This is a genomic window from Microvirga terricola (assembly GCF_011777495.1).
Lineage (GTDB): Bacteria > Pseudomonadota > Alphaproteobacteria > Rhizobiales > Beijerinckiaceae > Microvirga > Microvirga terricola.
In genome coordinates this window covers 530,387-554,806 of record NZ_JAATJS010000003.1, presented here as the reverse complement: position 1 = coordinate 554,806, position 24,420 = coordinate 530,387, and the positions used below count along the sequence as shown (strand labels likewise).

Below are 24,420 nucleotides of genomic sequence, written 5' to 3'. Positions count from 1 at the left end.
ATGTCGAGGGAAGCGTTTGCGCCCCGCCTCAACTCATCTGCACATCCACCACGCCCGGCACAGCGCGGAGTGCGCCTGCGATCTGGGGCGTGGCGAGGTATTTGCCGGGGAGCTTTACTTCCACCTCCCGGTCGCCCTCGTCGAGGATGAGGACGAGGGACACTTCCCCCTCCCCGCGCGCCCGCAGGCGTTCATAGACACTCGCGATGGGCCGCTCGTCACGCAGGAAGATGCGCATGCCCTTCTGGTATTTCGCGACCGCCTCCTCCAGCGGCTCGGCCATGCCGATGCGCGCGCGGACTTCTTCGCCTTCAACGCCCGCCTGAAGCATCAGCACAACGGCGTTGCCGGGCTCCAGCACGTCGCGCAGACGTTGCAGCCCCTCCGAGAAGATGATTGCCTCGAAATGGCCGGTCTGATCGGAGAGGGTCAGAATGCCCATCTTGTTGCCGGTCTTGGTCCGGCGCTCCTGCCGGTCGAGCACCGTGGCGGCGACACGGCCGACCGAGTTGCCCGCCTTCACCGAGCGCGCGAAATCGACCCAGGTCTGCACGCGCAGCTTCTTCAAGAGATCGCCATACTCGTCGAGCGGATGGCCCGAAAGGAAGAAGCCGACCGCGTCGTATTCCTTCTGCAGTTTCTCGGAAGGCGGCCAGGGCTCGTAGTGCGGAATGCGCAACTGCACATCCGCCGAGGCAACGCCGCCGAACATATCGGCCATGCCGCCATTCGCCGCCTCATGCGATTGCTGCGCGAGGCTCATCATGGCGTCGATGGAGGCCGCAGCCTTCGCGCGGTCGGGCTCCAGCTCGTCGAACGCGCCCGCCGCCACGAGGTTTTCGAGAATGCGCTTGTTGACCGCGCGCGGATTGATGCGGCGTGCGAAATCGCCAAGATCCTTGAACGGCTTGTCGCCGCGTGTCTCCACCAGGGCCTCGATGGCCTGGCGCCCGACGCCCTTGACGGCGGCAAGCGCATAGAGGATCGCGCCGTTTCCTTCCGCGTCGTATTTCACGTCGAACACGACGCCGGAGCGGTTGATCGACGGCGGCTCGACGCGGATGCCGAGGCGCTGAGCCTCGCGCCGAAATTCCGAGAGCTTGTCCGTGTTGTCGAGATCGAGCGTCATCGACGCCGCCATGAACTCGACCGGATAATTCGCCTTCAGGTAAGCGGTCTGGAACGCGACGAGCGCATAGGCCGCCGCGTGGCTCTTGTTGAAGCCGTAATCCGCGAACTTCGCCAGAAGGTCGAAGATTTCGTTGGCCTTCGCCTTGTCGAGATCGCTACCCACCGCGCCGGAGACGAAGCGCTCGCGCTGCGCGTCCATCTCCGCCTTGATCTTCTTACCCATAGCGCGGCGCAGAAGGTCGGCGTCGCCGAGCGAGTAGCCGGAGAGGACCTTTGCCACCTCCATCACCTGCTCCTGATAGACGATGATGCCGAAGGTCTCTTTCAGGATCGGCTCGAGCTTGGGGTGCGGATACCAATCCTTCTTGTTGTGCTCGTCCTTGCCGAGCTTGCGCGCGCAATAGACCGGAATGTTCGCCATCGGGCCCGGACGGTAGAGCGCGACAAGCGCGATGATGTCCTCGAAACGGTCGGCCTCCATCTCGACCAGCGCCTTGCGCATGCCGACACTTTCCACCTGGAACACGCCGACCGTCTCACCACGGCAGAGCATTTCGTAGGTTTTCTTGTCGTCGAGCGGCAGCGCCGAGAGATCGACCTCGATGCCCTTTCGCCGGATCAGCGAGACCGCCGTGTTGAGCACGGTGAGCGTTTTCAGGCCGAGGAAGTCGAACTTCACCAGACCCGCCTGCTCGACCCATTTCATGTTGAACTGGGTCACGCGCATGCCGGTCTTCGGGTCTCGATAGAGCGGCACCAGTTCCTGCAACGGCCGGTCGCCGATCACCACGCCCGCCGCGTGGGTCGAGGCGTGTCGATGCAGGCCCTCCAACTTCTGCGCGATGCCGAGCATCCGCGCGACGACGGGCTCTTCGTCACGCGCGGCCTGAAGCTTGGGCTCGCCCTCGATGGCCTGATCCAGCGTCACCGGGTTCGCCGGGTTCTGCGGCACCAGCTTGGTGAGCTTGTCCACCTGGCCATAAGGCATTTCGAGCACGCGGCCGACGTCGCGCATCACGCCGCGCGCGAGCAGCGTACCGAAGGTGATGATCTGCGCGACCTGCTCCTCGCCGTAGCGCTGCTGCACGTATTCGATGACGCGCTCGCGCCCCTCGACGCAGAAGTCGATATCGAAGTCCGGCATCGAGACGCGTTCCGGGTTGAGGAAGCGCTCGAAGAGCAGGCTGAACCGCAAGGGGTCGAGATCGGTGATGGTCAGCGCATAGGCGACGAGCGAGCCCGCGCCCGAACCACGGCCCGGCCCGACGGGAATGTCGTGGTCTTTCGCCCATTTGATGAAGTCGGACACGATGAGGAAGTAGCCGGGATATTTCATCCGGCGAATAACCTCGACCTCGAAGGCGAGGCGGTCGTGATAATCCTGTTCCGTGAGGCCGGGCGCGGGGCCATGCGCGGCAAGGCGTCTGGCGAGCCCCTCCTCCGCCTGGCGCTTCAGCTCCTCGCCCTCGTCCATCGCCACCGCATCCGTTTCGACGCCGAAGCTCGGCAGGATGGGCTTGCGCGTTCTGACACGTGTCGCGCAGCGCATGGCGATTTCGACGCTGGCATGAAGCGCATCCGGCAGATCGGCAAACAGCTCCATCATCTGCTTGCGCGTCTTGAAATCGTGCTGCGGCGTCAGCCGGCGGCGGTTGTCGTCGGAGACGATGCGCCCGTCCGCAATCGCGAGCAGCGCGTCATGGGACTCGTAATCCGCCCCCGCGGCGAAGAACGGTTCGTTGGCCGCGACGATGGGCAGGCCGTTGCGGTCGGCGAGCGCAATCAACTCACCCTCGACGACCCGCTGGTCGGGCAGGCCGTGGCGCTGGATTTCGACATAGAGCTGATGGCCAAAAGCATGTTTGAGAACATCGAGCCGCGCCTGCGCCAGTTCTCCCCGCGCGCCCTCGCGCAGGGCGCTGTCCAGCGGACCGGAATAGCCGCCGGTCAGCGCAATCAGCCCCTCACAGTGCTTGGCCAAAAGCGATGCCGCGGCGCGCGGCGGTTCCCCGAGCGGCACGCCGAAATAGGCGTGGCTCACGAGCCGCATGAGGTTGCGATAGCCCTCTTCGTTCTGCGCCAGCAGCACGATGTTACTCGGCTGCGGCTGGACGCGCGCCACCGGGTCCGGCTCCTCGAAAAGGACGGAAAGCTGGACGCCTGCAATCGGCTGCATGCCGGAGCCTGCGAGCTTTTCGGAAAATTCCAGCGCGCCGAACAGGTTGTTGGTGTCGGTCAAAGCGAGCGCCGGCTGCTTGTCCGCCGCTGCCAGCTTCGCCAGTTGCGCAATCTTCAGCGACCCCTCGAGCAGCGAATAGGAGGAGTGCACATGCAGGTGGACGAACCCGATTTCTTGAAGAATGCGCGACATGAATCTCGACTCAAGGGATGGCGCAGTTTCGCACGAGTCGTCCCCTCCTCACCACGGCAAACGGGGCCGCATGGGGGCACAAGGCCCCTTGCCTGTGAAGTGTGGGAATTATGCCATGGGATAAAACGCGAGAGCCCATATGGCCACCATGCTTCCGAAGAGAGCAAGGGAGGTGATTTCGGCTGTGGTTTCAAGAAGGACGCGAACCATGTCGGATCTCCATGTTCCTGACATGTTCATCATTGTTCATTGTATGTTCTGTGTAAAGTGTGGGGATGCCGTACGGTGAGTGTGGAGTCAATAAAGGATTAAGACGACAGCAGCGACAGGTCTCGTTCGGCTTACGCGGCAGTCCGAACCGAGGCCGATGAGAACCGGCTCGGCTCGGAGAATGCGAGGGGCGAAAAGTGCGGAACGGCCGTTAGATCCTCACCCCCACCGTCTTATGCGGCACGATCACTTGCGTCCCCTTCCCGTCCAGCGCTGCGACGAACTTGTCGGCGGTGGGTTCGAGCACGGGGAAGGAGCCGTAGTGGCAGGGGATAGCGGCCTTGAGCTTGAAATAGCGGTCCACCGCCAGCGCAGCGACCTCCGGCCCCATGGTGAAGCGGTCGCCGATGGGGACCATCGCCACGTCGGGGCGGTGGATTTCAGCGATCAAGGCCATGTCGCCGAAGATGTCCGTATCGCCCATGTGATAGACGGTCGGCTCTCCTTGCGCCTTGACGATGACGCCGTTGGCGCTGCCGAGCGGGACATTGACGCCCATCTCGCCGAGCCCGGCGGAATGGTCGGCATGCACGAGGGTGACGGTGAACCCGCCCTGGTCGGTGGTGCCGCCCGTGTTCATGGGGTCGAAATTCTCGAGCCCCTGAGAGACGAGATACATGCACAGGTCGTAATTGGTGACGACCTTCGCGCCTGTGGCCTTTGCGATCTGGAGCGTGTCGCCCACATGATCCCCATGAGCGTGGGTGATGAGGATGTGCGTTGTGCCCTCGGCGGCCTTTTCCACGCTGCCCTCGAACGCCGGGTTGCCGGAAAAGAACGGGTCGATGAGCACGACCTTGTCGGCGAAATCGAGCCGGAAAGCGGAATGGCCGAACCAAGTGATCTTCATGGGGGCGGTCTCTCTGCGATGACACCCATCAGCTAGGGCATTGCGCGCTTCTTGGCTATAAGGGAACAAACCGGAAGGAAACGCCCCGCGTGAACGAAAGCGACAAAGACCTGCTAACCCTGATGGACGGATTGCCGCCGCGCGCGCGTCTGATGGGTCTGGACCTCGGCACCAAGACCATCGGGCTCGCGCTCTCCGATGTGGAGCGGCGAATCGCAACGCCGCTGGAGACCATCAAACGGGTGAAGTTCACGCCCGATGTGGCACGCATCAAGGACCTTGTGGCGCAATACGACGTCGGCGGATTCGTTTTCGGCCTGCCGCTCAACATGGACGGCACTGAAGGCCCCCGCGCGCAGGCCACACGAGCCTTCGTGCGCAACCTCAAGCCTCTGATTGCCCTGCCGGTGTTGTTCTGGGACGAGCGCCTCTCAACAGCCGTCGTGACGCGCACCTTGCTCGATGCCGACACCTCGCGCGCCAAACGTGCCGATGTAGTGGACAAGATGGCGGCGGCCTACATTCTGCAAGGCGCACTCGACCGCTATGAGCGCTTAGCCTTCGAAGCAGCCGAAGCGGAGGACGAGGCCGAACTGCGCGCCGACTTCCAAAAGGACACGCCGCCCGGAGGCGGCGCGCTCGACGAATAAAATCTGCGAGAAAGCTTTAGAAGCCGTTGGCCTTGTTCCAGGCGCGCACGCGCTCCTTGTAGATTTCCTTCTCCGCGCGGCGATAGTCCTTCACGTAGTTCTTCGCCGCCTCCTTGTTGTAGTAGCCATAGCGCGGCGGACCGTACTCCCGGCCATAGAACGGCGTCGGGGGCGGCGGAGGAGCCGGGCGGTAATAGCGCGGCGGAGGAGCGTAATACCGCGGCGGCGGCGGATCGTAATAGACGACCGGCGGCGGAGGCGGATCTTCCGCGTAAAAGTAGAACTGCACGTTTTGGACCGAAGCCGGGGCGTCGACGGCCACGAAGGGCAAGGGCGCGGCCTGCGCGCTAACGGCGCCGAGGGCCAAGCCTCCAGCCACCGCACCAAGAACCCACTTACCGAAAGTCATCTCAGTCATCTCCTGACCGGCGTGATTCTCCCGCCGACATGATGTCACTATGTCATGACATAGTTGAATGACACCTGAACTGACAAGCTTGGTTCGGCGTGGCCTAGTCAATCCTCACAATGCCGGCGGTGTCCACCCGTGCAAGCCAATCCGCCACGCGCCGCCCGCGCACCATCAGATCCGGGGCGATTTCAGCAAGTGGTACAAGGACAAAGGCGCGCTCGTGCAGATGCGGATGCGGCAGCATCAACTCCGGACTCTCCAGCGCGAGATCGTCGTAAGCGAGAATATCGATATCGATGATCCGCGGCCCCCAGCGGACCTCGCGGACGCGCCCGAGTGCGCGCTCGACACGGTGGCACAGCGCCAGGAAATCTCGCGACGCAAGATCCGTTTCCGCAATCGCGCAAGCATTGACGAACCAATCCTGCGGCACAGGCCCCCAGGGCGGCGTCCGGTAGTCGGATGAGCGCGCGAGAACTGTTGCGCCCCCTTCGTCCAGCAACGCGAGCGCCTTTTGAATGGTACCGCTCTTGTCGCCCAAATTGCTGCCGAGACTAAGGGCGACTTTAGCCATTGCGCGAGCGTTCGATTTCAACCGCCACGCTGTCGAGGATGAATGGAACCGGAGCCTCGGGCTTTTCCACTCGCACGACGACGGTTTCAACCGGCGGGAAACCCTCGAGCACGCCGGCGGCGATGGCTTCTGCCAACCCTTCGATGGTGTGGAAACGGCGCGTGGTACCAAGCGTGTGAACCAGCTTGGCAAGCCTCGCGTAGCAAACCGACTGATGGTAGTCATCCGCCTGCCCGGCCGCCCTCAAATCAAGCAGGCAGCGCAGGCTGACATAGAAGCGCTGACCGAGACGCGCTTCTTCGGCAAAGACGCCGTGATGCGCGTAGAGCGCGAGGCGCGTGAGCGTGATGGTGTCGGTCAAGGCTGGCCTCTCAGCAGAATGTCCGCGACGCGGCAGGCTTCCACATGGGCCCGCACATCGTGCGCACGGATAATGTCGGCACCCCGGCTCACCGCCGCAACATGTGCGCCGAGCGTGCCGAACAACCGGTCACGCGGCGGAACACCGGGATCGTAGAAACGGCTGAGCACGGATTTGCGCGACGCGCCGACCAGCAACGGAAAACCGAGCGCCTTCAATTCGGGAAGTCGCCGCAACGCCTCCAAATTCTGATCCGCCGTTTTGCCGAAGCCGATACCGGGATCGAGAATGACATGATGGTCGGGAATGCCCGCCCGCCGCGCCAGCGCGAGAGAGTGATCGAAGAAGCGCAGCATATCGGCAACGATATCGAGGCTGGGATCGACCTCTGCCCGGTTGTGCATCACCACTGCGAGAGCACCGTGATCCGCGACGACAGCCGCCATGTCGGAATCGCGCTGCAGCCCCCAGATGTCGTTGACGATCGTCGCGCCGGCTTGAAGGGCCGCCCGCGCGGTCTCCGCGCGGTAGGAGTCGATGGAGATCGGCACGTTCAGCAGCGGGGCCAGATCGCGAATGATCGGCAGCACGCGCCGCTGCTCCTCCTCCACCCCGACCGGCACATAGCCGGGTCTCGTCGATTCCCCGCCGATATCGATGATGTCGGCCCCTTCCCGCTCCATATCCTGCGCGTGCTCAAGCGCAGCCGCATGATCGGCAAACAGACCGCCATCGGAGAACGAGTCGGGCGTGACGTTCAGGACACCCATCACATAGGTGCGTGAGCCCAGGTTCCTCACAAGATCCTTCAAACGTTCGATCATGCTCAACGGCCGAACTCCCGCCAGAAACCGCGCCGTTCTCCCGCAATCGGGAGCCCAAGTCCAGGGCAGAGCCCTTCCCCGTCGGCCTTGGTGCCCGGAATAGCGACGAATGGGGTTGACGCCCCCGGAAAAGCGGCCTATCTGACCGCCACTCACTCAAGTTCGCCGCCGCGCTCCGGGCAACGCCTTTCGGAAAAGTAAGCGGCTTCAAGAACTTACGGTGGGGGATAGTTTAATGGTAGAACAGCGGACTCTGACTCCGTTAGTCTTGGTTCGAATCCAGGTCCCCCAGCCAATCGAAATTCGCCCGCTAGGTCAACGACTTAGTGGGTTTTTTGATGCCCGAAACGCCTCTAAAATTTGTTGCAACGCTCTGCAACACATTCCCTTATTTTACAACAAGTTACAAACGGGTCCCGGCGGCTCCATGCAACACGGATGCAACACGTCCATGGGCGCTTTTCCGGCCGTAAAGGCTCAGCTTAAAAGTCGAGCCTCGATCGCTCGCATGGCCTTTTGATCAGCCTCCTCATCCGCGAAAAGATGCCCGTAAACGTCGTAGATCACCGTGATCGACGAGTGCCCCATGACCTAGCCCTTCCCCGTTTCGTGACGCATGTCTCGGCAGCATTGAACGCGCTGAAGAAGCGCAAACGCGTGCGCCAGGTCGGCACCGTTAATGGTCGTAGGCACCTCTGGGAGATCGCAACGTAGCGATGCATCGCTTATGGACAGAAGATCGAGCGGCCGCTCCTTTGGAGGGCTAGGTTTCGGCCCATTGAAGACGATCGTCCCGAATGGCATTTTTCGATGGGTCCGGAACCGTTCAGGAGGATTGAGCTGTCATGCCGAGTAAACACGCGCCAATCCTGGCCAGCCGGGTCGGGCGATATGTCGAGGCCTCTCCGATACTCCGGCTGCTTCCGCATTTCCAGCGTGTGTGGATGAGCTCAGTCTCCCCGAACCATTCAGGACCTGTTGCCGTCGTTCCCGATGGCTGTGTCGATCTCCTCTGGCGGGAAGATCGGTTCACGGTCGTGGGGCCCGACATCACTGCTGCGACCCCGGAATTGAGACCCGGCTCCATCGTTCTCGGCATTCGTTTCATGCCGGGAGCCGCAGCCAAGTGGCTGGGACAGCCCCTGACGGAGATCGTCGGACGTGAAGTTCCGATGGCAGAGTTCTGGGGCAGCACGGCCGACCGTGTTGCGGACAGGATTGGAGCGGCGAGCTCGGCGAGTGGTAAGCTCCGCGTCTTCCAGGAGCTTTTGGCCGCCGAGGCGCCGAAGGTGGAGCACCCGCGCCAGGAGGCAACAATGATCTTCGAGTTTCTCAGGGCCGACGCGAATGCCGAGGGACACAAGATCAAGGCGCTGCGGGAACGCCTTGGGGTCAGCGAGCGAACCTTGCGCCGCCAATGCGATGAGCTCTTCGGCTACGGCCCGAAGACCCTCGACCGGATCCTGCGCTTCCAGAGGTTCCAGTCTCTTGCGCGAACGGAAGCGGGTGAGGGTCTTGCCCTCCTCGCGCTCCGCGCCGGGTATGCTGATCAGGCTCACCTCACGCGTGAGGTCCAATCCCTCTGCGGGATGACGGCAGGCGAGTTCGTGCACCAGTTGGCAGCCTGACTGGCCGTTTTGTTCAAGACGGCTTCCTCCGACACGGCCATGATGTGATCTGGAGTGGCCGTCTCGATGGCGGCCGTGCATGGAGCGGAGGACGAATGAGACCACGTATTTCGGTGTTGACGCTTGGGGTCGAGGATCTGGAGCGCGCCGTCGCGTTCTACCGCGATGGTCTCGGGCTGCCGACCGAGGGCATCGTCGGCAAGGAGTTCGAGCACGGAGCCGTTGCCTTCTTCGACCTCCAGTCCCAGGTGAAGCTGGCAGTGTGGGCTCGTGACGACCTTGCCCATGACACAGGCCTGCCGAAGACGGCCCCGTGCCCGACGGGCTTCACGATCGGGCACAACGTCCCCCACAAGGACGAGGTGGACCTGATTATGGAGCAAGGCCGCAAGGCCGGAGCCAAGATTCTCAAGCCAGCCTGGGACACGTTTTGGGGCGGCTACGCTGGCTACTTCCAGGATCTCGACGGGCACGTCTGGGAGATCGTGTGGAACCCTGCCTTCATTCCCGTGGACTGAGCCTGGCCCCCGTCCTAGCGAGCAACCGCCGCCGCATCGCCCTCCCAGATCAGCTCTGGCGGCTTGTTGCCCTGCTATTGAGCATGCATGCCTTTGATGTCGGAGGTCGCCCAGCAATAGCCCGACGTTGTCAGCGTCGGCTGCTGCCAGTGCAGTCTCATCCGCGCTGGCCATGCGGATGTGAATTGATGGGTCCCCGGCACTCGTGTGCCGGGGATGCAACTTTACACAACCGCTACTGCGACATGCTTATGGGTCAGAATCTTCACTGAGAGCCAACTCGGCGGCCCCCCGGGTCATATCCCGGCTCGTCGCGAGCTCGGTCTCATTGTTGGGAGCGCCGAGCGTGTCGAACGAGGCGCTCGAGGGGTTAAACAACACGTCCACCCAGTAGTTCGTTGCACCATAGGAGCTCGTCGGGAACGAACTGGACGATCCGTAGCTGTAGACGCCGTTGCCGCCCGCCGCACTGCTGGACGGAGCAGTCAGCGGCCCGTTCGTGGTGGCCGCCGTGAAGTAGCTGCTCGTTGCAGCATAGTGACCGTTGCTGTGATAGGAGACCACGTAGGTTGTTCCCGCGTTAAGTGTAACGGGGGTGGAGAGGATCGCAGTCTGCCATCCGCTCGCAGTTTCGTTGGCGAAGGTCACGGTGGCGAGCAGCATTCCGGTCGCCGTCCATAGGCTGCCCTGGTGCGTGCCGGTATCGCCCGTACCCTTGTAGAACTTTATGCCGATAATCGTACCCGCGACAGACGATTGAAACTTCATCCCGAGTTCGACCGAGCTGGTGTCGGGATCGGACAGGATCGCCGGTGTCGCCGATGGCGGGAACAGGCTGACCGAAGGCGGTATGACGTTAAGGCTCACATTCGCGGAGGACGTGCCGCCGCGACCGTCGCTGATGGAATAGGTGAAGCCTGCTTGACCGGTGTAACCCGCGGCGGGCGTGAACGTGATGGTGTTCGTACTCGCGTTGAACACGACCGAGCCATGGGTTGCTGCGCTGACGCCCGTGATTGTCAACGGATCGCCGTCCGGGTCGGTGTCGTTGGCGAGAAGGGTCGCTGCAGCAATCGTGAGGGACGTATCCTGGTTCATCACGAAGTCTGCGTCGTTGTTGGCCACGGGCGGCTGGTTGGTCCCGCTGCCGGACGCGGCGAACAATACGTCGACCCAATAGTTCGTTGCGTCGTAGGTGTTGGTCGGGAACGTGCTGGTCGCTCCATAAGCGAAGACGCCGTTGCCGCCTGCGGCAGCGCTCGAGGGCGCCGTCAGTTGGCCGGTCGTGACCGCCGCTGCGAAATAGTTCGCGGTGCTCGAATAATTGCCAGCGTTGGCGTGATAGGAGACCACGTATGTCGCCCCCGGCAAGACCGAGACCGGCGTGGCGAACGTCGCCGTCTGCCATCCGCTGACGCTCTCTCCCGAGAAGGTGACCGTCGCCAGCAAAGTTCCTGTACTCGACCAGAGCGACCCGGTGTGAATACCGGTGTTGTTAAGCCCCTTGTAGAAACGGACACCAGCAATCGTCCCTGCGACCGACACCTGGAATTTCATTCCGACTTCGACCGCTTTGTTATCGGCGACGGAGGGGGTTGCGGGCGTCGCCGTGGGTGAGAAAAGCGACGTAAAATTGGGACCCGAGACCGTAAACGTTCGTCCGACTCCCGGGATCTCCACGTTGACGCTGTCGTCCACGGCTCTGGTCTTGATCGTGAAGGTGCCGGCGGCCAGCGGAATCCAGTTGTAGGTCCAGCTTCCACGGCCAATCGCCCGGTGCCAGGTCACGCCGGAATCCGTCGACACGTCGACCGCGACGACGACGCCGCCTCCGCTGTCGGAGGCTGTTCCAGTGATCGTGACAGTCTGGCCCACGGTAATGGACGCACCGACATTGGGAGAGGTGATCGTGGAGACCGGCTTTATGGTGTCGGTCGATTGCGTTGCCGGGACGAGGCCGGCCTCGAGCGTGCCGGGTTGAATGCCCATATCGGCGAACAGGTTGACCATCGCCTGCTTGACCCGGGGATCCACGGGCGTCGTTTCGTTGTCATGATTGTCGTCAAGTGCCCACGCCCAATAGACGGTGCCGGCGCCAAACACCAAGGCGCCGCTCGGCGCGCGATACAGCGTCAGGTTATGGGTGGCGACCCCATTCCCGACCGTATTGCCGTAGTCCAGCAGGTATTGCGTGACCGCGAGCGTCGTCGAGGAAAGCATGATGAGCCCGGCCGGCCGGAAGCCGTTGTCAGGGGATTCGTCCCATTCGTAGCCGAGATAGCCCGCTGGCAGCGTCGCCGTCTCGCCCGGTTGCAGGTTGGCGATACTCGTGTTGCGCCAGAATCGGAGATCGGCGAATTCCGAGCCAACAGTGATGGAGTCACGGCGATACGAGTCGACCTGGAAGATCGTCCCCGTCAGCGCGTTCTCGGGTTGCCCTCCACCTTGAGCCGTTGGCGACACGAAACGCGGATCGCGGAAAGTTCCCGTCCATTCATTGCTCGGATCGATGTCGCCGTTGGCCCAGGTTTCCTTATAGCAGACGAGAGTGCGATAGGGCGTCCCGTCAGCGCTGAAACTCGGTGCCCATCTGGTCCGCCAGTAGATCTCATTGCCGCTCCAGAACGAGAGATGCACCCCCGCGTCGCGAGCGGCCTCGACATTCGCGCGCTGCGGGCCTGTCCAGTACTCGTCGTGACCGACCGACAAGAACATCTTGTGGTTCGTCAGCAAGCTTCCGAAACGATGCGTGTCGACGCCGGCCATGTACGACACATCGTAGCCGTTCTTCTCGAGCCACAGGAGCGCCGGGTACTCGACTCCGAAAATGAAATCCTGCGGCCCTGAGGCGAGGCCGCCCCCGCGGGTGGTGATCGGACGGTTGTAGCTCACCGCGTAGGCGCGGCCGTTCCCCAAAGGGCCCGTCCCTGGGCCGTTGCCGCCATAGAAATTCGCACCGCCCCAAGGGTTATAGGCGTGCCACGTCATGTCGGAGGTTTGGAAGATGATGTCGCTGGTGCTGCTGTCGTCGCGGACGACAAACGGGACATGGTTTGTCCCGGTGACGCCGTCCTGTCGAACGAGTTTGGCGATGTAGATGCCTGACGTCGCATCGGCCGGGATATTCCAGAACGCCGAGACGGCCCAATTGCCGGCGTCCGTGGCTCCCGTCGCGCCGTCCGGTAAGGGAGTGGGTTGGACCTGGAGTCCCGTATGCGGGATCGTGTCGACTTTCCTGGCACCCATCCCGCCGTAATAGCCGAGACGGTAGATATCGATCCTGTAGTTGGTCGAGTCGGTGTTGATTTTGAAATCAACCCTTTGCCCGCGATTGATACTGATCTCAGTCGCGAAACCCTCGATGTTCGAACTGCCCGCTCCCACGATGCCCCATTCGCTCTCAGGATTTCCGAGCTTCTGGTTTTCGACAACAATGGCGTTCGACGCCGAAGCAGTCGCTGCGGTTCGCAGAGCCGTCGTCGGTCGGCTCGTGGTCACCGGCCCCTTAAGGACGCCAGGTTGCATGGTGCCGGCAATTCCGGCTTGCGGGATCTCCGGTCCGCCACCCGGGAGCGGGCGATCCACTGCTCCGGGCGCCGTCTCGGAGCGCGGATCATTGGCGAGGCTCGGCCCCTGTCGACCCACCGCATATCTTCCCTTGAGGATCCGAAGACGATTTATGATTCTTTGGAAAAACTGATAGCTCGACCCAAGCATTGCTGGCTCCTTAGAAAGAGGAGGTTGGCTAATCGTCTAGCTTTCAGCCTCTCATAACGAGAACGGCAATTGAATGAGGGGACATTCCTACGACATAACTCTTAGTAGGTAATTTGTAACCCTTAGTAGGTAGAGGACCCCAACCAAAGGTCGCATCAGGCCGCCATCGATTCCACTTGGGCGTGAGTCCGAGGTTATCGATGAGGAGCAATTTTCAGGAGTGTCTTGAGAGGGCTGGGCTAGTAGAACGCCAATAGCCCTCGAGACCAGCCGGCCTTGCCGAGAACGGCAGGCGGCTCTTGCGGCGTTGGCAGCTAAGCGGCGAGAATAATCGATAAGCTCAGCACGAGACGTCCGCTTTCCGTAAGTGAGAGATCTCTTATGGCGAGCACGATCCGGAGAGAAGAAATGATCCGCAAAGCAGTCAAGAGTGATGAAGCGGCTATCCGGGCATGCGCTGAAAAAGCCTATGGCCGTTACGTCGCCGCAATCGGTCGCAAACCGGCCCCCATGGTCGCCGACTTCGCATCACAAATTGCTGCCAGTCAGGTTTATCTGGCGACGGATGACGGGGACAACGTGCAAGGCTTCATCGTATTCTTTCCGCGAGAGGATCATATGTTTCTTGAGAATATCGCGGTGCAGCCTGCGGCGACTGGGCGGGGGATCGGCAAGTCTCTAATCGCATTCTGCGAGGATGAAGCACGGCGTTTGAGTCTTGGCACCGTGCATCTCTACACAAACGAAAAGATGACAGATAATCTCTCGATGTATCCTTATCTCGGATACAGAGAGGTTGAGCGTCGTACTGAAGACGGCTTTAAGCGAGTCTTCTTCGAGAAGCATCTGGGCTGCTCAGATGGCCCTCCACGCTAGCCACCCGGTCGCTCCGTTCAGCCTTTGATCCGCCTACCGTATATCTGTACTCCCTTTACGTTCAGGGGCCAGAGAGCGTTACCCACGTCGGGTTAAGTGACGTATTCCCCCATTATGACGTACAGTGGGGCAGAGCGTTCTAGAAAAGCAAAACTGCGAGAGTGCGCTTTAGGGAATGTCGACAAGACAGCCGCCTCACATCTAGCCCTTGCATGGGCGCAGCAGAGGAAGCTCACCGGTCGCGCCTGCGACGCTCGGCAACAATTTCGGGTCTGGCTATTTTCCGTCTCCTTAGGAGCCACTCCAATGGTGTCCATGAACTCCGGGTCGCTCAAAAGGATGTCCGCGAGAGTGCAATCAGTTGCGCACAAACTGCGCTGGGGTATCCGCAGCGTAGGAATCGCGGAGACGATCCACGGCTCGGCAAGGTTGATGAAGCTTCGTTTACAGCATCCGAAGCGCTCCGAGGTTTCTCTTCGGTCTGGTCCCGTTCTGGAATTTGACTACCCGAGTCAGTCCCCCCCAGTCCTAGTCATGTTCGGCGATTTCATCGATCCCGAATTTTCCTTTTTGCGACAGGTTTCGCGTCCGGACTGGGTCGTTGTCGACGTCGGAGCGGCAATAGGGCAATTTACGATCTTTGCAGCAACACTGCCCTGTGCCGTCGTGCATGCTTACGAGCCCAGCGGAGCTAATATCGCCACGCTAAAGCGGAACATCGAGCGCAATCATGTCGCTGGCAAGGTCACCGTGAACCAAATGGCGCTATCGAATGAAGACGGCTCAGCCGTCTTCGAGACGGCTGAGCAAACGTGGATGAGCCAACTGAGTAGCGCGGGTTCGGCAGGCGGGGAAATCGTGCCCGTTCGCACATTGACAGGAGAACTCGAACGATCGGGCATTTCCCATCTATCCGTTCTCAAGATCAACGTCGCGGGCTTCGAGCCGAAGGTGCTAGAGGGAGCTTTGCCGTTCTTGGCTGAAGGCCGCGTGGACATTCTTGTCCTGCTGCTAGGGCTGCCGTCACTTCAATGGTACGAGAGGATTGCCTCCTCTGGTTACCGGTTCTTCTACTACCATCCACTCGAGAAAAAGCTCTACGAGATAAAATCGTTCGATGAGCGGTCGGTCTTGTACCATCGCCCGTGGCCGGCACGTCACATTATTGCAATTCACAGTTCAGCGATCGCTGCATGCATTACGTCTGGCGTTGAGATTTGCTGCCCCTTGCCGACGCAGAACGTTTAGATGTCGTGATGGGCCTGCCGCTCGCGAGATAGCCCTGCTGCTCAAGGCTCACGCAAGCACGACACAGGCGAGCCAGGAGAAGTTAGTCGCGTCTTCGGACAAACTGCGGGCTAGGTACGCAAGCTACTGCCGCTAATCGAGGAACCTTCGTACTCTGGAGGGACGCTGCTAAGCCGGCTTCAGACTGATCGCCACCGCACTTGCCCGGCCACTTGACGACCGCCGAGGTCGATCCAACTGCTAAGCTGCCGCCTGCCGTGTCGTTTTTTCCTAACGGCATCCGCGATCCGCGCGGCGATGCACAAGGAGGAAAGATCATGGTCTGGTACGCTCCCATCTCCGGCACGACGGCAGTCAATAGCACCGCCAATGGCGACAGCCTCTTCATCGGTCCCACCGTCACCCTCAGCGTCACCGGCTCCCGTGCCGCTTATTTCGAAGGGGCTGGGGACGTGGCCGACATTTACGGCACCGTCGTCAGTACAAGTTTGACCGCGATCCGGTTCGGTGCAGATCCGGCAGGCAAGGGGCATACGATCGATGTCCATGCAGGAGCGTTCATTCGCGGCTACGGGGATAGCGGTTTCTTTGCCGCCGGCTACGGCACCCAATTTACCAATGGCGGGAACATCTTCGGATCTAACGCGGGCGTCGCCTTCTCCGCTTCGGATCCGAGCTCCACTTCAACCCTCACAAATTCAGGCTCGATCTCCGCCACCCAAAGGGGGGTATACCAACTCAACTTCGGCAACCTGAATATCATCAATAGCGGTGTCATTCAGGGCCAATATGCCTTCGACTCCCCCACCACGGGCGTCATCGCAATCACCAATACGGGGACAATGGCCGGAACCGTCAATCTCGGCAGCGGCAGTGATGTTTACAATGGCGCATCGGGGCGCCTCTCCGGAAAGCTCTTTGCCGCTGGCGGCAACGACAAGATCATGGGTGGCATCGACAACGACTGGTTCGACGGCGGCCTTGGCGACGATGTGCTTTATGGCGGGGTCGGGACCGATACGGTGTTTGGCGGAGCGGGAAACGATAAGCTTTATGGCGATGCGGGCAACGACTCGCTAGACGGCGGCGGCGACAACGACACTCTCTATGGCGGCGCCGGGAACGATCTGCTGACCGGTGGAGTCGGCAAGGACATCTTCGTCTTCAATACCGCTCTCAACAAGACTACCAACGTCGACAAGATCATCGACTTCAGCCACGCGGACGACACGATCTGGCTTTCGAAGGGGATCTTTAAGGGGGCAGGTACCGGCGCCCTGCAGTCGAAATTCTTCTATAAGGGGACCAAGGCGCACGATGTCGATGATCGCATCATCTACGACAAGGCGACGGGCGCACTCTATTACGACCCCGACGGGACGGGATCGAGGGCGCAAATCAAGTTCGCCACACTGACCAACAAACCGGCCAATCTCGCCTACAACGACTTCCTGTTGGTATAAGGATAAATGCTCCACTGTCCGCTGGTCATATGAGCCACCGCGGAAGGACAGATAGAACGGGCGGCGAAGGCGAGAAGGTGTAGCGGCCTCCCGCTCTCTCGCCGACGATTCACTGGCCAATCTGGAAGGAGCGTTACGAGCGTCTTCCTGTGCCACGGCGGCGGACTTTTTCGTCATCTGAGCGCTGCGGTGCGGCTTGGACTTTCAACCGCACCGGCGCACCGTCGCGCGCCAACCGAGAACATCTCTCGCTAACCGCCTAAGCATTGAGCCTCCCCTCACAGCAGCGCCATCGCCGCCTCTTGAGTGAAGGGCCATTTCGGTCAATATTCCCATACGACAGGAAAGAATTGAGACGGCCTTATACTGAGCCGTCTTTCGGCTCCGGGGGGTACGACGAGAGGGACTGGGAATGACTCTGCGTATCGTGAACTTCGACTCGGTCGGCGCCGGTATTCGCGTCGATCTCGCGCTTGGAGAAAATCTCTGGATCGCGCCGGACGTCATCGTCGGCACCACGGACGATTATCAATACACCATCAGAGTCTCCGGCAGCGCTCATACTATGCACGTCTACGGCACCGTCGTTGCCAATTTCTTGGCAATCGGGGTCGGCGTGGGCAGCATGGATACCTACAACCGCCTCGTGATCGAAGCAGGCGCCCTGGTGCAGAACTTCAACGACCTCAGCATGGCGATCCAGGTCGGGGGCACAAAAGCGACGCTCATCAACAAGGGGACGATTATCGGCGGCGTCAACTTCTTAGGAGTAGCGGCGACCGGTCAATCGACCCTGACAAATGATGGGCTCATCGAGAGCGATTGGGCGGCCGTCGGCCGCAATTTTTCAACCACCAACATGGAAACCGTCGTCTTTGTGAACAACGGCACGGCTCGCGGCGGGCAATGGGCCTATATGGCTTTGCCGAAGGCATCGACCTTGTCACCAATAACGGGATGATGGTGGGCGGCATTTCTCTCGGAAACGGCAACGATTTCTATAACGGAGCCAATGGGCACGTTCAGGGCAGCATCTCGGGTGGGAGCGGTAACGACACGCTGATCGGCGGAACGGACAGCGAAGGGATGAACGGCGGCAGCGGCGACGATCTCCTTCAGGGCAATGCCGGCAATGACACTCTCTCAGGCAGCACCAACAACGACACCGTGAGCGGCGGAGCAGGCAACGATCTCGTCAATGGTGACGCGGGCAATGATTGGGTTCAGGGCGACGACGGAAACGATAGCCTCTCGGGCGGCGACAACAACGACACCTTGAGTGGCGGGACGGGCAACGATCTCATCAATGGCAACGCGGGCGACGACCGGCTCCAGGGCGGCCTCGGCAATGACACGCTTACCGGCGGCGCAGGAAACGACATCTTCATCTTCGACACGAAGCCGAACAAGAAGACCAACTTCGATACCATCACGGATTTCTCCGTACCCGGCGACAGCATCTGGCTCGACAACGCCGTGTTCAAATCGCTCGGCGCGAAGGGCACGCTCGCCAGCCCAGCCAAGCTCAACAAAAACTTCTTCACCGTCGGCGACAAGGCGAAGGATACAAACGACTACCTGATCTACAACAACAAGACAGGCATTCTCTCTTACGACCCCGATGGCCCGGGGAAAGCCAAGGCAGTGGAGATCGCGAAGCTTCAGAAAGGCTTGAAGCTGACGGCGGCTGACTTCCTCGTCATTTAGGCCAAGAAGCGCCCCCGCCGCTTAGTCACGCGCGCTGACCGAGAACACCTCGTGACCGGCGCCGTTCCTCACCCGCACCACCTCCACCTTCGGGCCGGTGGATTGGGGAAGGCTCGCCTTCTGCATCACCTTGAGCGCGCGTTCTTTCGCGACCTCGACCCTGTCCGTCCGGACGAGAATACGCCGGATGATGTGGCCGCCTTCGGCCTCCGGGCCGACGGATTCGATGTGGTAGATCTCGTACATGAGGCTGTTACCTCATGTGTCGCGCCGAAATGCAAGCGCGCCTCATTTCCGCGAGGCGGCGCGGTCAGGCCGGCGGCATGCCGTCCTTGATGGCCCGCTTGATGTTTTCTCGCAGTTCGGGCGTGTCCTGATGCTTGTGGACCGCCACAGCGTGCTGCACGGCGGCTTCCACAAGCTCACTCTCGGTGTCTGCCATCAGGGCGAGCGAGCAATGCGTTTCACTGGGAACTTCACGGCAATCAATGAACTTGCGTCCCATGTCTCCCTCCATACTGCGACAGAGCCTCAACGCCATTTATTTGGAATGCTGCCCCCATCGGGGCAATGCGGCATGGCCGTCGCGGCTTCAGTCCGTATCCTCGGTGCAGGGCCAGCCTTGCGGCTTGACCAGCCCAGGAGGCAACCGCGTCCCCGATGTGCCACAGGCAATGTCGAGCTGCGTCTGGGTCAGGCCGACCGCTCCTCGCAAATCCGCACCGCCGACCTGCGTGAGGTAGAGATAAGCCCCGGCCAGGTTCACGCCCTGCAGGTCCGCGTCGATCAGCTTCGCGCGGGAGAGGTTCGAGTAGCTAAAGTTCACACCGGTCAGCTTGGTGTTCTGAAAGATCACCCGCGCCAGTTCGGCCTTCGAGATGTCTGCTCCGGTTAGGTCCGCGCCTGAAAAGTCGGACCGGTTCAGCTCCGACTTTGTGAAGTTCGCGCCCATCGCTTTCGCTTGCGAGAAATCCGAGCGGTTCATGTCGGCGGAGACGAAGCTGGCGCCGGAGAGATTGGCCTGCGCGAAACTCGCTCGCCAGCCGATGGCGCGGGAGAGGTCCGCACGGGCCAGGTCGACGCCATCGAAACGCGCCCGACTGACCTCGGCCTCTTCCAGTTTTGCGCCCGTCATCAGGGAACCGGAGAAGTCGCTGAGCGTCAGGAGCGACCGGCTAAAAATGCTCTTCGTCAGATCGTCATTGGTCAGCAGGAGCCGCGCCTTTGAGCAATTCGACCAGTCCACCCCCGGCCCTGGCGCATCCTGGCACCCGGCCTGCGCTGCACCGGCAAGGCCACCCGCTAAAAGTGTCGCGAGGGCCAGAGCGGCGGCGCGGCCACTCTTTGAGATTGCTTGAAACCGCATGGGCCCGACGCTCCGTTCGATCCGCACGATGCCCTCGATGATAGGTCAGGCCCGTGGCAGATCCACGGCGCGGGCGGTGCGATCTGAGTAGAAACACTATCCGCTGAGACTCGACTTCTGCGCCTTATGGCCTAGGTCCCCTGCGTCACCAGCGGAGTCTCTCTATGCGTTTGTTGGCGTTCCTATCCGCCCTCGCCCTTGTCGGGACCACTCTCGGCGCGTGCAGTTCCGGCGCAGCGCCCGGCGTTCTCCCGCGCGAGGGGGTGCCGCCCCCGCCTCATCTGACTAAGCAAGCACCACGCCGGACCTCGGAATCGACAGCGCCGTCACCGCGCCGGGCGCTCAGCGTGCCCGAGCGTATGTCGGCGCCACGTCCCGCTTTCGAGCCGGTCATGACCGGCAGCGGCGCCGGCGTGGGTTTCCGCTTCTAGGCGGGCCTCCGGGGCAGTCTCACCGCCCCGGATCGGGTCACTTCACGAAGGTCTTGGACAATCCGACCGTGCGGTCGACGATTATCACCACCGCGAGGGTGAGGAAGATCAAAAGCACGGACACGCTCGCCACCAGCGGATCGGCCCGGCTTTCCACGTGGTGGAAGAGCTGCACCGGCAAGGTGCTCAGGCGCGGCCCCGTCAGGAAGAGCGTAATCACCACCTCATCGAAGGACACGAGGAAGCACAGCGCCGTCGCGGCCACGATGCCGGGCGCCATCATCGGCAGGGTCACGCGGCGAAACACCGTGAACGGACGCCCGCCGAGGGTGGATGCGGCTTCCTCGCAGGCAAGCGGCAAGTTGCCCAGCGTCGTCGCCAGCACGCGCAGCGCATAAGGCAGGGTGATGACAAGATGCCCGATCACCAGCCCCGTAAAGGTGCCCAGGAAGCCCATCGACGCGAAGACGATGAGGATCGCGAGACCCAGCACGATGGTCGGCAGCAGCAGCGGCGCGGTGAAGAAGTTGTAGAGGAACCCTGAGCCCGCCGTCCTCATGCGCACGATGACATAGGCAGCCGGGATCGCCGCCGCGAGGGAGATCGCGGTGACGATGGCCCCGAGCAGCAGGCTCGTCCAGAAGGCGGAGATCATCGGCGTGTTGTTGAAGAGCGCCGTGTACCAGCGGAACGACCAGCTCGCAGGCGGGAACGAGAGGATCTGCTCGCCGCTGAACGAAATCGGCACCACGAGGATGACCGGCCCGAGCAGGAAGAGAAACAGCACCGCCACGAGTATCTTCATCGGCAGGGATGTGGTGTTGGTTTCCATGGTCCCTCTCCTACTCGATCACGCGCAGCACGCGGGCATAGACGGCGAGCGCCGCACCGAAGATCACGAGCACGAGGATCGAGAGCGTCGCGGCGAGCGGCCAGTTCAGGGTGACGATGGCTTGGTCGTAGATTTCCGTCGCGAGCAGGAAGACGCGCCCTCCCCCGAGCAGCTTCGGGGTGATGAAGGACGATACCGCCAGCACGAAGCAGAGCAGGCAACCGAGCGCGATGCCCGGAAGAGTCAGGGGCAGGATGACCCGCCAGAACGTCTTGGACGGCGGCGCGCCGAGGGTCATGGCGGCCTCCTCCACGCGCGGATCGAGACGCCCGAACCCGGCGAGCAGCGACAGGATCATGTAGGGCATGAGAATTTCGGTGAGCCCGATCACGACGCCGGTTGTGTTGAACATCAGTCGCGGCGGTGTGATGCCGAGCGCTGCGATGGTCTTGACGATGGGCCCCTGGTCGGCGAGCAGCGCGATCCAGCCATAGGTGCGCACGACCGCCGAGGTAAGAAGCGGCGAGATCACCAGCACCGTGAGAAAAGTCCGCCAGCGCCCGGAACTGCGGTGGAGATAAAGGGCGATGGGGTATGACACCACGAGGGTGAGGAAGGTGATGCCGAGGCTCACCGAGACCGAGTTCATGATGAGTTCGAGATAAAACGAATCCCCGAACAGCCCGGTCCAGTTGTCGAGAATGAAGGTCTCGCGTATGCCGCCGCCCGCCAGCGCCTCGTTGAACGACATACGCAGCAGGTTCAAAACGGGCAGAAGAAAGCCGATGGCGTTGATGAGCGCGATGGGCAGAAGCAGCGCGGTAGCCGTGCCCGCGCGGCCCAGCGCGAAGCGCGGCATCGCCGGCGCGGCGTCGATGGTGGTGGAGGCGGTCATGCGCCCCTCCCGAACACCATCGTGTCCTCCACGCGCCAGGTGATCGCGACCGGAGCGCCCGCCCGCCAGAATCCGCGCCCATGATCGGAGGCGGCCTCGACGATGACTTCCGAACCCGCCACATCGACGTGGTATTGCAACAGATCGCCGACGAAGGTGATGCGCGTCAGGGTTCCGGCGAGGCGATTGAAGCGCTCGGCAGAGCCCTCCGGCGCGGCGTTCGCATCGACGAGCTTGAGGCGATGCGGACGCATCAAGATTTCCACCTTGCCGCCGGGGCGGCCCGGCACGCGTAAGCCGCCGGTTCCGACGATCACGGTCCCGTCTCCGTTCGCCATGCCCTCGAGCCGGTTGGTGCGGCCGACGAACGAGGCCACGAACGGCGTCGCGGGGGTCTCGTACACATCGACGGGCGTGCCAATCTGTTCGAGCTGGCCGCCCTTCATGACCACGACCTTGTCGCACATGCTGAGCGCTTCGACCTGATCGTGCGTCACGAAAACGGCGGTGATGCCGAGGCTCTGCTGAATGTCGCGGATTTCATTGCGCATCTCGTCGCGCAGCTTCGCGTCGAGATTCGACAGCGGCTCGTCGAGAAGCAGGATCGAGGGGCGGATCACGAGGGCGCGTGCCAGCGCCACCCGCTGCTGCTGGCCGCCGGAAAGTTCGCGCGGCTTGCGCTCGGACAGCGCTTCGAGCCGCACCATGGCGAGCGCTTCCTTCACGCGCTTTTCGATTTCGTGCTTCGGCACCGAGCGCATCTCGAGACCGAAGGCGACGTTCTTCGCCACCGTCATGTGCGGGAACAGCGCGTAGCTCTGGAAGACCAGGCCCATGTCGCGCTTGTAGGTCGGCGACGCGGTGATGTCGCTACCGCCAACGATAATGCGGCCGTCGCTGGGGGTGATGAGGCCTGCGATCATGCGCAGGGTCGTGGTCTTGCCGCAGCCTGAGGGGCCGAGGAGCGCGACCAGTTCGCCTTTCGGCACGGCGAGGTCCAAAGCGGCGACGGCGACCGAGTCGCCATAGCGTTTCGTGAGCCCGTCGAGGCGCAGATGCACATCGCGGTCGGTCGAGGCGGTCGGGGTCCCGGAAAGGATCTTCTGATGCATCATGACGTGTTCCAAGCGAGCCTTCGGCGAAGGCATGACCGGGAGAGCGAAGGCGGCTTCCCGGTCATGCGGAGAATGATGATCGGATCAAACGGTTGCGCCGACCTGTGGTCGGCGCAACGCCTGCTTTAGCGGCTGAGCGGGATGACGCGGCGGCGCCACTGCTCGGTGATGCCATCGCGGATGCCCGCGACGGCGATCCAGTCGATGTCGATCATCTTGTCCATGGAACGCGAGGTCTTCGCGATCTTCGCCTTGGAGTTCGTCGGGCCGTAGAACATCTCTTCATTGAACGCGGTCTGTGCCTCGGGGCTCAGCGCATAGTCGATGAAGGTCTTTGCCGCCTTATTGCTGGGCGAGCTCTTCACGAGGTTAATCGTGTTGATCTGAAAGCCACTCCCCTCCTGCGGCATCACCACGCCGAGCTTGCCGGTGCTCTTGGCGTAAACCTGCGCGCGGGCATTCCAGCCGATGCCGAGCGCCGCCTGGCCGTTGGCGATGGGCGCATAGACGTCCGGCTTCGGGTCCCAGGTCTGCACGTTCGGCGCGAGTTCGGTGAGCTTCTTGATGCCGGCTTCCACGCTCTTCTTGTAGTCGCCGCCACCCGCCATCTTGTTGGCGATGATGGTCAGCGTCGTGCCCTGAATGTCGGGAACGGCCGGAATGGCGACCTTGCCCGCATATTGCTTGTCCCAAAGGACGTTCCAGGAGGTGGGCTCCGTCGTCACCTGATCCTTGTTGTAGAGCAGAACGAGGTTGTCGAAGGTCACGCCGACGCCGTTGACGCCCTGCGCGTGGGCGGCCGGATAGAGATCCGCGACGTTCTTCGAGACGCTTTCGTCCACCTTGTCGAACAGGCCTTCATCCGTCCCGGCCTTCGCCACCGACACGTCCATGATGACCACGTCGATCTGCGGCGCGGCCTTCTGCGCACGCAGCGTGCCGAGCATCTGGGCCGAGTTCGGCATGCCGTAGAACTCGACCTTGATGTCCGGATGCGCCTTCATGAAGGGCTCGACGACGGCCTTCATGTAATGGTCCTGGAAGATGCCGCTATAGGCGGCGAGCGTCACCGTTTCGGCGAAAGCGGGTGTCGACGCAGCGAAAGCCAGCGCCGACACGCCGAGAAGAGTTTGCAGTTTCGTCATTACTTCAGTTCCCTCTGAGTTGTGCTGCTAATCTTC

General features: G+C 61.8%; 21 protein-coding genes, 1 tRNA gene and 1 pseudogene. 9 read left to right on the top strand and 14 right to left on the bottom strand.

Annotation, left to right across the window (positions count from 1 at the left end; genetic code table 11):
* Positions 1 to 28: 28 nt before the first annotated feature.
* Both dnaE and HB375_RS10985 read right to left on the bottom strand, forming a co-directional pair.
* Complete coding sequence (dnaE, locus tag HB375_RS10990; RefSeq protein WP_167673022.1) at positions 29 to 3,502, bottom strand: DNA polymerase III subunit alpha; 3,474 nt, start codon at positions 3,500 to 3,502, stop codon at positions 29 to 31.
* A 421-nt stretch (positions 3,503 to 3,923) separates the two neighbouring features.
* Positions 3,924 to 4,622 carry a metal-dependent hydrolase gene (locus HB375_RS10985; protein ID WP_167673021.1) on the bottom strand — a complete coding sequence of 233 codons (699 nt, stop codon included), beginning with the start codon at positions 4,620 to 4,622 and terminating at the stop codon, positions 3,924 to 3,926.
* A 122-nt stretch (positions 4,623 to 4,744) separates the two neighbouring features.
* Here HB375_RS10985 and ruvX point away from each other — a divergent pair, with 122 nt between their 5' ends.
* Positions 4,745 to 5,272, top strand: coding sequence for a Holliday junction resolvase RuvX (gene ruvX, locus HB375_RS10980; protein WP_167673269.1), 528 nt, complete (start codon positions 4,745 to 4,747; stop codon positions 5,270 to 5,272).
* A 16-nt stretch (positions 5,273 to 5,288) separates the two neighbouring features.
* Here ruvX and HB375_RS10975 read toward each other — a convergent pair whose 3' ends face one another.
* The 4 genes from HB375_RS10975 to folP all read right to left on the bottom strand — a co-directional run bounded on the left by HB375_RS10975 (position 5,289) and on the right by folP (position 7,443).
* A complete protein-coding gene (locus HB375_RS10975; protein ID WP_167672551.1) occupies positions 5,289 to 5,681 on the bottom strand; it encodes a hypothetical protein in 393 nt (130 codons plus the stop codon).
* 103 nt (positions 5,682 to 5,784) lie between these two features.
* A complete protein-coding gene (gene folK, locus HB375_RS10970) occupies positions 5,785 to 6,258 on the bottom strand; it encodes a 2-amino-4-hydroxy-6-hydroxymethyldihydropteridine diphosphokinase (RefSeq protein ID WP_167673020.1) in 474 nt (157 codons plus the stop codon).
* Positions 6,251 to 6,619: a dihydroneopterin aldolase gene (gene folB, locus HB375_RS10965; RefSeq protein WP_167673019.1), complete on the bottom strand. Its 369-nt coding sequence runs from the start codon at positions 6,617 to 6,619 to the stop codon at positions 6,251 to 6,253. Before folB ends, folK begins: the two co-directional genes overlap by 8 nt.
* Entirely contained in the window at positions 6,616 to 7,443 is an 828-nt protein-coding gene (gene folP, locus HB375_RS10960) for a dihydropteroate synthase (RefSeq protein ID WP_167673268.1), read from the bottom strand. Before folP ends, folB begins: the two co-directional genes overlap by 4 nt.
* A gap of 221 nt (positions 7,444 to 7,664) precedes the next feature.
* Here folP and HB375_RS10955 point away from each other — a divergent pair.
* The 3 genes from HB375_RS10955 (at position 7,665) to HB375_RS10945 (ending at position 9,589) form a co-directional block, all read left to right on the top strand.
* Positions 7,665 to 7,738: transfer RNA gene (locus HB375_RS10955), tRNA-Gln, on the top strand.
* A gap of 550 nt (positions 7,739 to 8,288) precedes the next feature.
* Positions 8,289 to 9,071, top strand: a complete 783-nt coding sequence (locus HB375_RS10950; protein ID WP_343232394.1) for a helix-turn-helix domain-containing protein — start codon at positions 8,289 to 8,291, stop codon at positions 9,069 to 9,071.
* Between the two features lie 95 nt (positions 9,072 to 9,166).
* Entirely contained in the window at positions 9,167 to 9,589 is a 423-nt protein-coding gene (locus HB375_RS10945; protein WP_167673017.1) for a VOC family protein, read from the top strand.
* A gap of 357 nt (positions 9,590 to 9,946) precedes the next feature.
* On the opposite strand, the pseudogene HB375_RS10940 reads toward HB375_RS10945, so the two are convergent.
* Positions 9,947 to 13,087: pseudogene (locus HB375_RS10940) on the bottom strand (DUF4082 domain-containing protein); the annotation flags it as partial.
* Between the two features lie 600 nt (positions 13,088 to 13,687).
* Here HB375_RS10940 and HB375_RS10935 point away from each other — a divergent pair.
* The 5 genes from HB375_RS10935 (at position 13,688) to HB375_RS10915 (ending at position 18,600) form a co-directional block, all read left to right on the top strand.
* Positions 13,688 to 14,182: a GNAT family N-acetyltransferase gene (locus tag HB375_RS10935; protein WP_205800140.1), complete on the top strand. Its 495-nt coding sequence runs from the start codon at positions 13,688 to 13,690 to the stop codon at positions 14,180 to 14,182.
* 306 nt (positions 14,183 to 14,488) lie between these two features.
* On the top strand, positions 14,489 to 15,430 hold the full coding sequence (locus HB375_RS10930) for an FkbM family methyltransferase (RefSeq protein WP_167673015.1): 942 nt from the start codon (positions 14,489 to 14,491) through the stop codon (positions 15,428 to 15,430).
* A gap of 317 nt (positions 15,431 to 15,747) precedes the next feature.
* Positions 15,748 to 16,893 (top strand): calcium-binding protein, encoded by a 1,146-nt coding sequence (locus tag HB375_RS18410; RefSeq protein WP_167673014.1) that lies wholly within the window; start codon positions 15,748 to 15,750, stop codon positions 16,891 to 16,893.
* A gap of 412 nt (positions 16,894 to 17,305) precedes the next feature.
* Positions 17,306 to 17,854 carry a hypothetical protein gene (locus HB375_RS10920; RefSeq protein WP_167673013.1) on the top strand — a complete coding sequence of 183 codons (549 nt, stop codon included), beginning with the start codon at positions 17,306 to 17,308 and terminating at the stop codon, positions 17,852 to 17,854.
* Positions 17,800 to 18,600: a calcium-binding protein gene (locus tag HB375_RS10915; RefSeq protein ID WP_167673012.1), complete on the top strand. Its 801-nt coding sequence runs from the start codon at positions 17,800 to 17,802 to the stop codon at positions 18,598 to 18,600. The genes HB375_RS10920 and HB375_RS10915 overlap by 55 nt, the downstream gene beginning before the upstream one ends.
* A 21-nt stretch (positions 18,601 to 18,621) precedes the next feature.
* On the opposite strand, the gene HB375_RS10910 is transcribed toward HB375_RS10915, so the two are convergent.
* The 7 genes from HB375_RS10910 to HB375_RS10880 all read right to left on the bottom strand — a co-directional run bounded on the left by HB375_RS10910 (position 18,622) and on the right by HB375_RS10880 (position 24,384).
* Positions 18,622 to 18,846, bottom strand: a complete 225-nt coding sequence (locus HB375_RS10910) for a hypothetical protein (RefSeq protein WP_167673011.1) — start codon at positions 18,844 to 18,846, stop codon at positions 18,622 to 18,624.
* 64 nt (positions 18,847 to 18,910) lie between these two features.
* Positions 18,911 to 19,105: a DUF1059 domain-containing protein gene (locus HB375_RS10905; RefSeq protein WP_167673010.1), complete on the bottom strand. Its 195-nt coding sequence runs from the start codon at positions 19,103 to 19,105 to the stop codon at positions 18,911 to 18,913.
* An 87-nt stretch (positions 19,106 to 19,192) separates the two neighbouring features.
* Positions 19,193 to 19,966, bottom strand: a complete 774-nt coding sequence (locus HB375_RS10900; protein ID WP_167673009.1) for a pentapeptide repeat-containing protein — start codon at positions 19,964 to 19,966, stop codon at positions 19,193 to 19,195.
* Between the two features lie 468 nt (positions 19,967 to 20,434).
* The gene (locus HB375_RS10895) at positions 20,435 to 21,229 is read right to left on the bottom strand and encodes an ABC transporter permease (RefSeq protein WP_167673008.1); all 795 of its coding nucleotides are present in this window, start codon (positions 21,227 to 21,229) and stop codon (positions 20,435 to 20,437) included.
* Positions 21,230 to 21,239: 10 nt separating this feature from the next.
* Positions 21,240 to 22,088 carry an ABC transporter permease gene (locus HB375_RS10890; RefSeq protein ID WP_246728471.1) on the bottom strand — a complete coding sequence of 283 codons (849 nt, stop codon included), beginning with the start codon at positions 22,086 to 22,088 and terminating at the stop codon, positions 21,240 to 21,242.
* A 32-nt stretch (positions 22,089 to 22,120) separates the two neighbouring features.
* Entirely contained in the window at positions 22,121 to 23,239 is a 1,119-nt protein-coding gene (locus tag HB375_RS10885) for an ABC transporter ATP-binding protein (protein ID WP_167673006.1), read from the bottom strand.
* 125 nt (positions 23,240 to 23,364) lie between these two features.
* A complete protein-coding gene (locus tag HB375_RS10880) occupies positions 23,365 to 24,384 on the bottom strand; it encodes an ABC transporter substrate-binding protein (protein WP_167673005.1) in 1,020 nt (339 codons plus the stop codon).
* Positions 24,385 to 24,420 lie beyond the last annotated feature (36 nt).

Coding starts and splice junctions, on each gene's coding strand:
- dnaE (WP_167673022.1), bottom strand. CDS start 3,502: ATGTCGCGCATTCTTCAAGAAATCGGGTTCGTCCACCTGCATGTGCAC.
- HB375_RS10985 (WP_167673021.1), bottom strand. CDS start 4,622: ATGAAGATCACTTGGTTCGGCCATTCCGCTTTCCGGCTCGATTTCGCC.
- ruvX (WP_167673269.1), top strand. CDS start 4,745: ATGGACGGATTGCCGCCGCGCGCGCGTCTGATGGGTCTGGACCTCGGC.
- HB375_RS10975 (WP_167672551.1), bottom strand. CDS start 5,681: ATGACTTTCGGTAAGTGGGTTCTTGGTGCGGTGGCTGGAGGCTTGGCC.
- folK (WP_167673020.1), bottom strand. CDS start 6,258: ATGGCTAAAGTCGCCCTTAGTCTCGGCAGCAATTTGGGCGACAAGAGC.
- folP (WP_167673268.1), bottom strand. CDS start 7,443: ATGATCGAACGTTTGAAGGATCTTGTGAGGAACCTGGGCTCACGCACC.
- HB375_RS10950 (WP_343232394.1), top strand. CDS start 8,289: ATGCCGAGTAAACACGCGCCAATCCTGGCCAGCCGGGTCGGGCGATAT.
- HB375_RS10945 (WP_167673017.1), top strand. CDS start 9,167: ATGAGACCACGTATTTCGGTGTTGACGCTTGGGGTCGAGGATCTGGAG.
- HB375_RS10935 (WP_205800140.1), top strand. CDS start 13,688: ATGGCGAGCACGATCCGGAGAGAAGAAATGATCCGCAAAGCAGTCAAG.
- HB375_RS10930 (WP_167673015.1), top strand. CDS start 14,489: ATGGTGTCCATGAACTCCGGGTCGCTCAAAAGGATGTCCGCGAGAGTG.
- HB375_RS18410 (WP_167673014.1), top strand. CDS start 15,748: ATGGTCTGGTACGCTCCCATCTCCGGCACGACGGCAGTCAATAGCACC.
- HB375_RS10920 (WP_167673013.1), top strand. CDS start 17,306: ATGACTCTGCGTATCGTGAACTTCGACTCGGTCGGCGCCGGTATTCGC.
- HB375_RS10915 (WP_167673012.1), top strand. CDS start 17,800: ATGGGCCTATATGGCTTTGCCGAAGGCATCGACCTTGTCACCAATAAC.
- HB375_RS10910 (WP_167673011.1), bottom strand. CDS start 18,846: ATGTACGAGATCTACCACATCGAATCCGTCGGCCCGGAGGCCGAAGGC.
- HB375_RS10905 (WP_167673010.1), bottom strand. CDS start 19,105: ATGGGACGCAAGTTCATTGATTGCCGTGAAGTTCCCAGTGAAACGCAT.
- HB375_RS10900 (WP_167673009.1), bottom strand. CDS start 19,966: ATGCGGTTTCAAGCAATCTCAAAGAGTGGCCGCGCCGCCGCTCTGGCC.
- HB375_RS10895 (WP_167673008.1), bottom strand. CDS start 21,229: ATGGAAACCAACACCACATCCCTGCCGATGAAGATACTCGTGGCGGTG.
- HB375_RS10890 (WP_246728471.1), bottom strand. CDS start 22,088: ATGCCGCGCTTCGCGCTGGGCCGCGCGGGCACGGCTACCGCGCTGCTT.
- HB375_RS10885 (WP_167673006.1), bottom strand. CDS start 23,239: ATGATGCATCAGAAGATCCTTTCCGGGACCCCGACCGCCTCGACCGAC.
- HB375_RS10880 (WP_167673005.1), bottom strand. CDS start 24,384: ATGACGAAACTGCAAACTCTTCTCGGCGTGTCGGCGCTGGCTTTCGCT.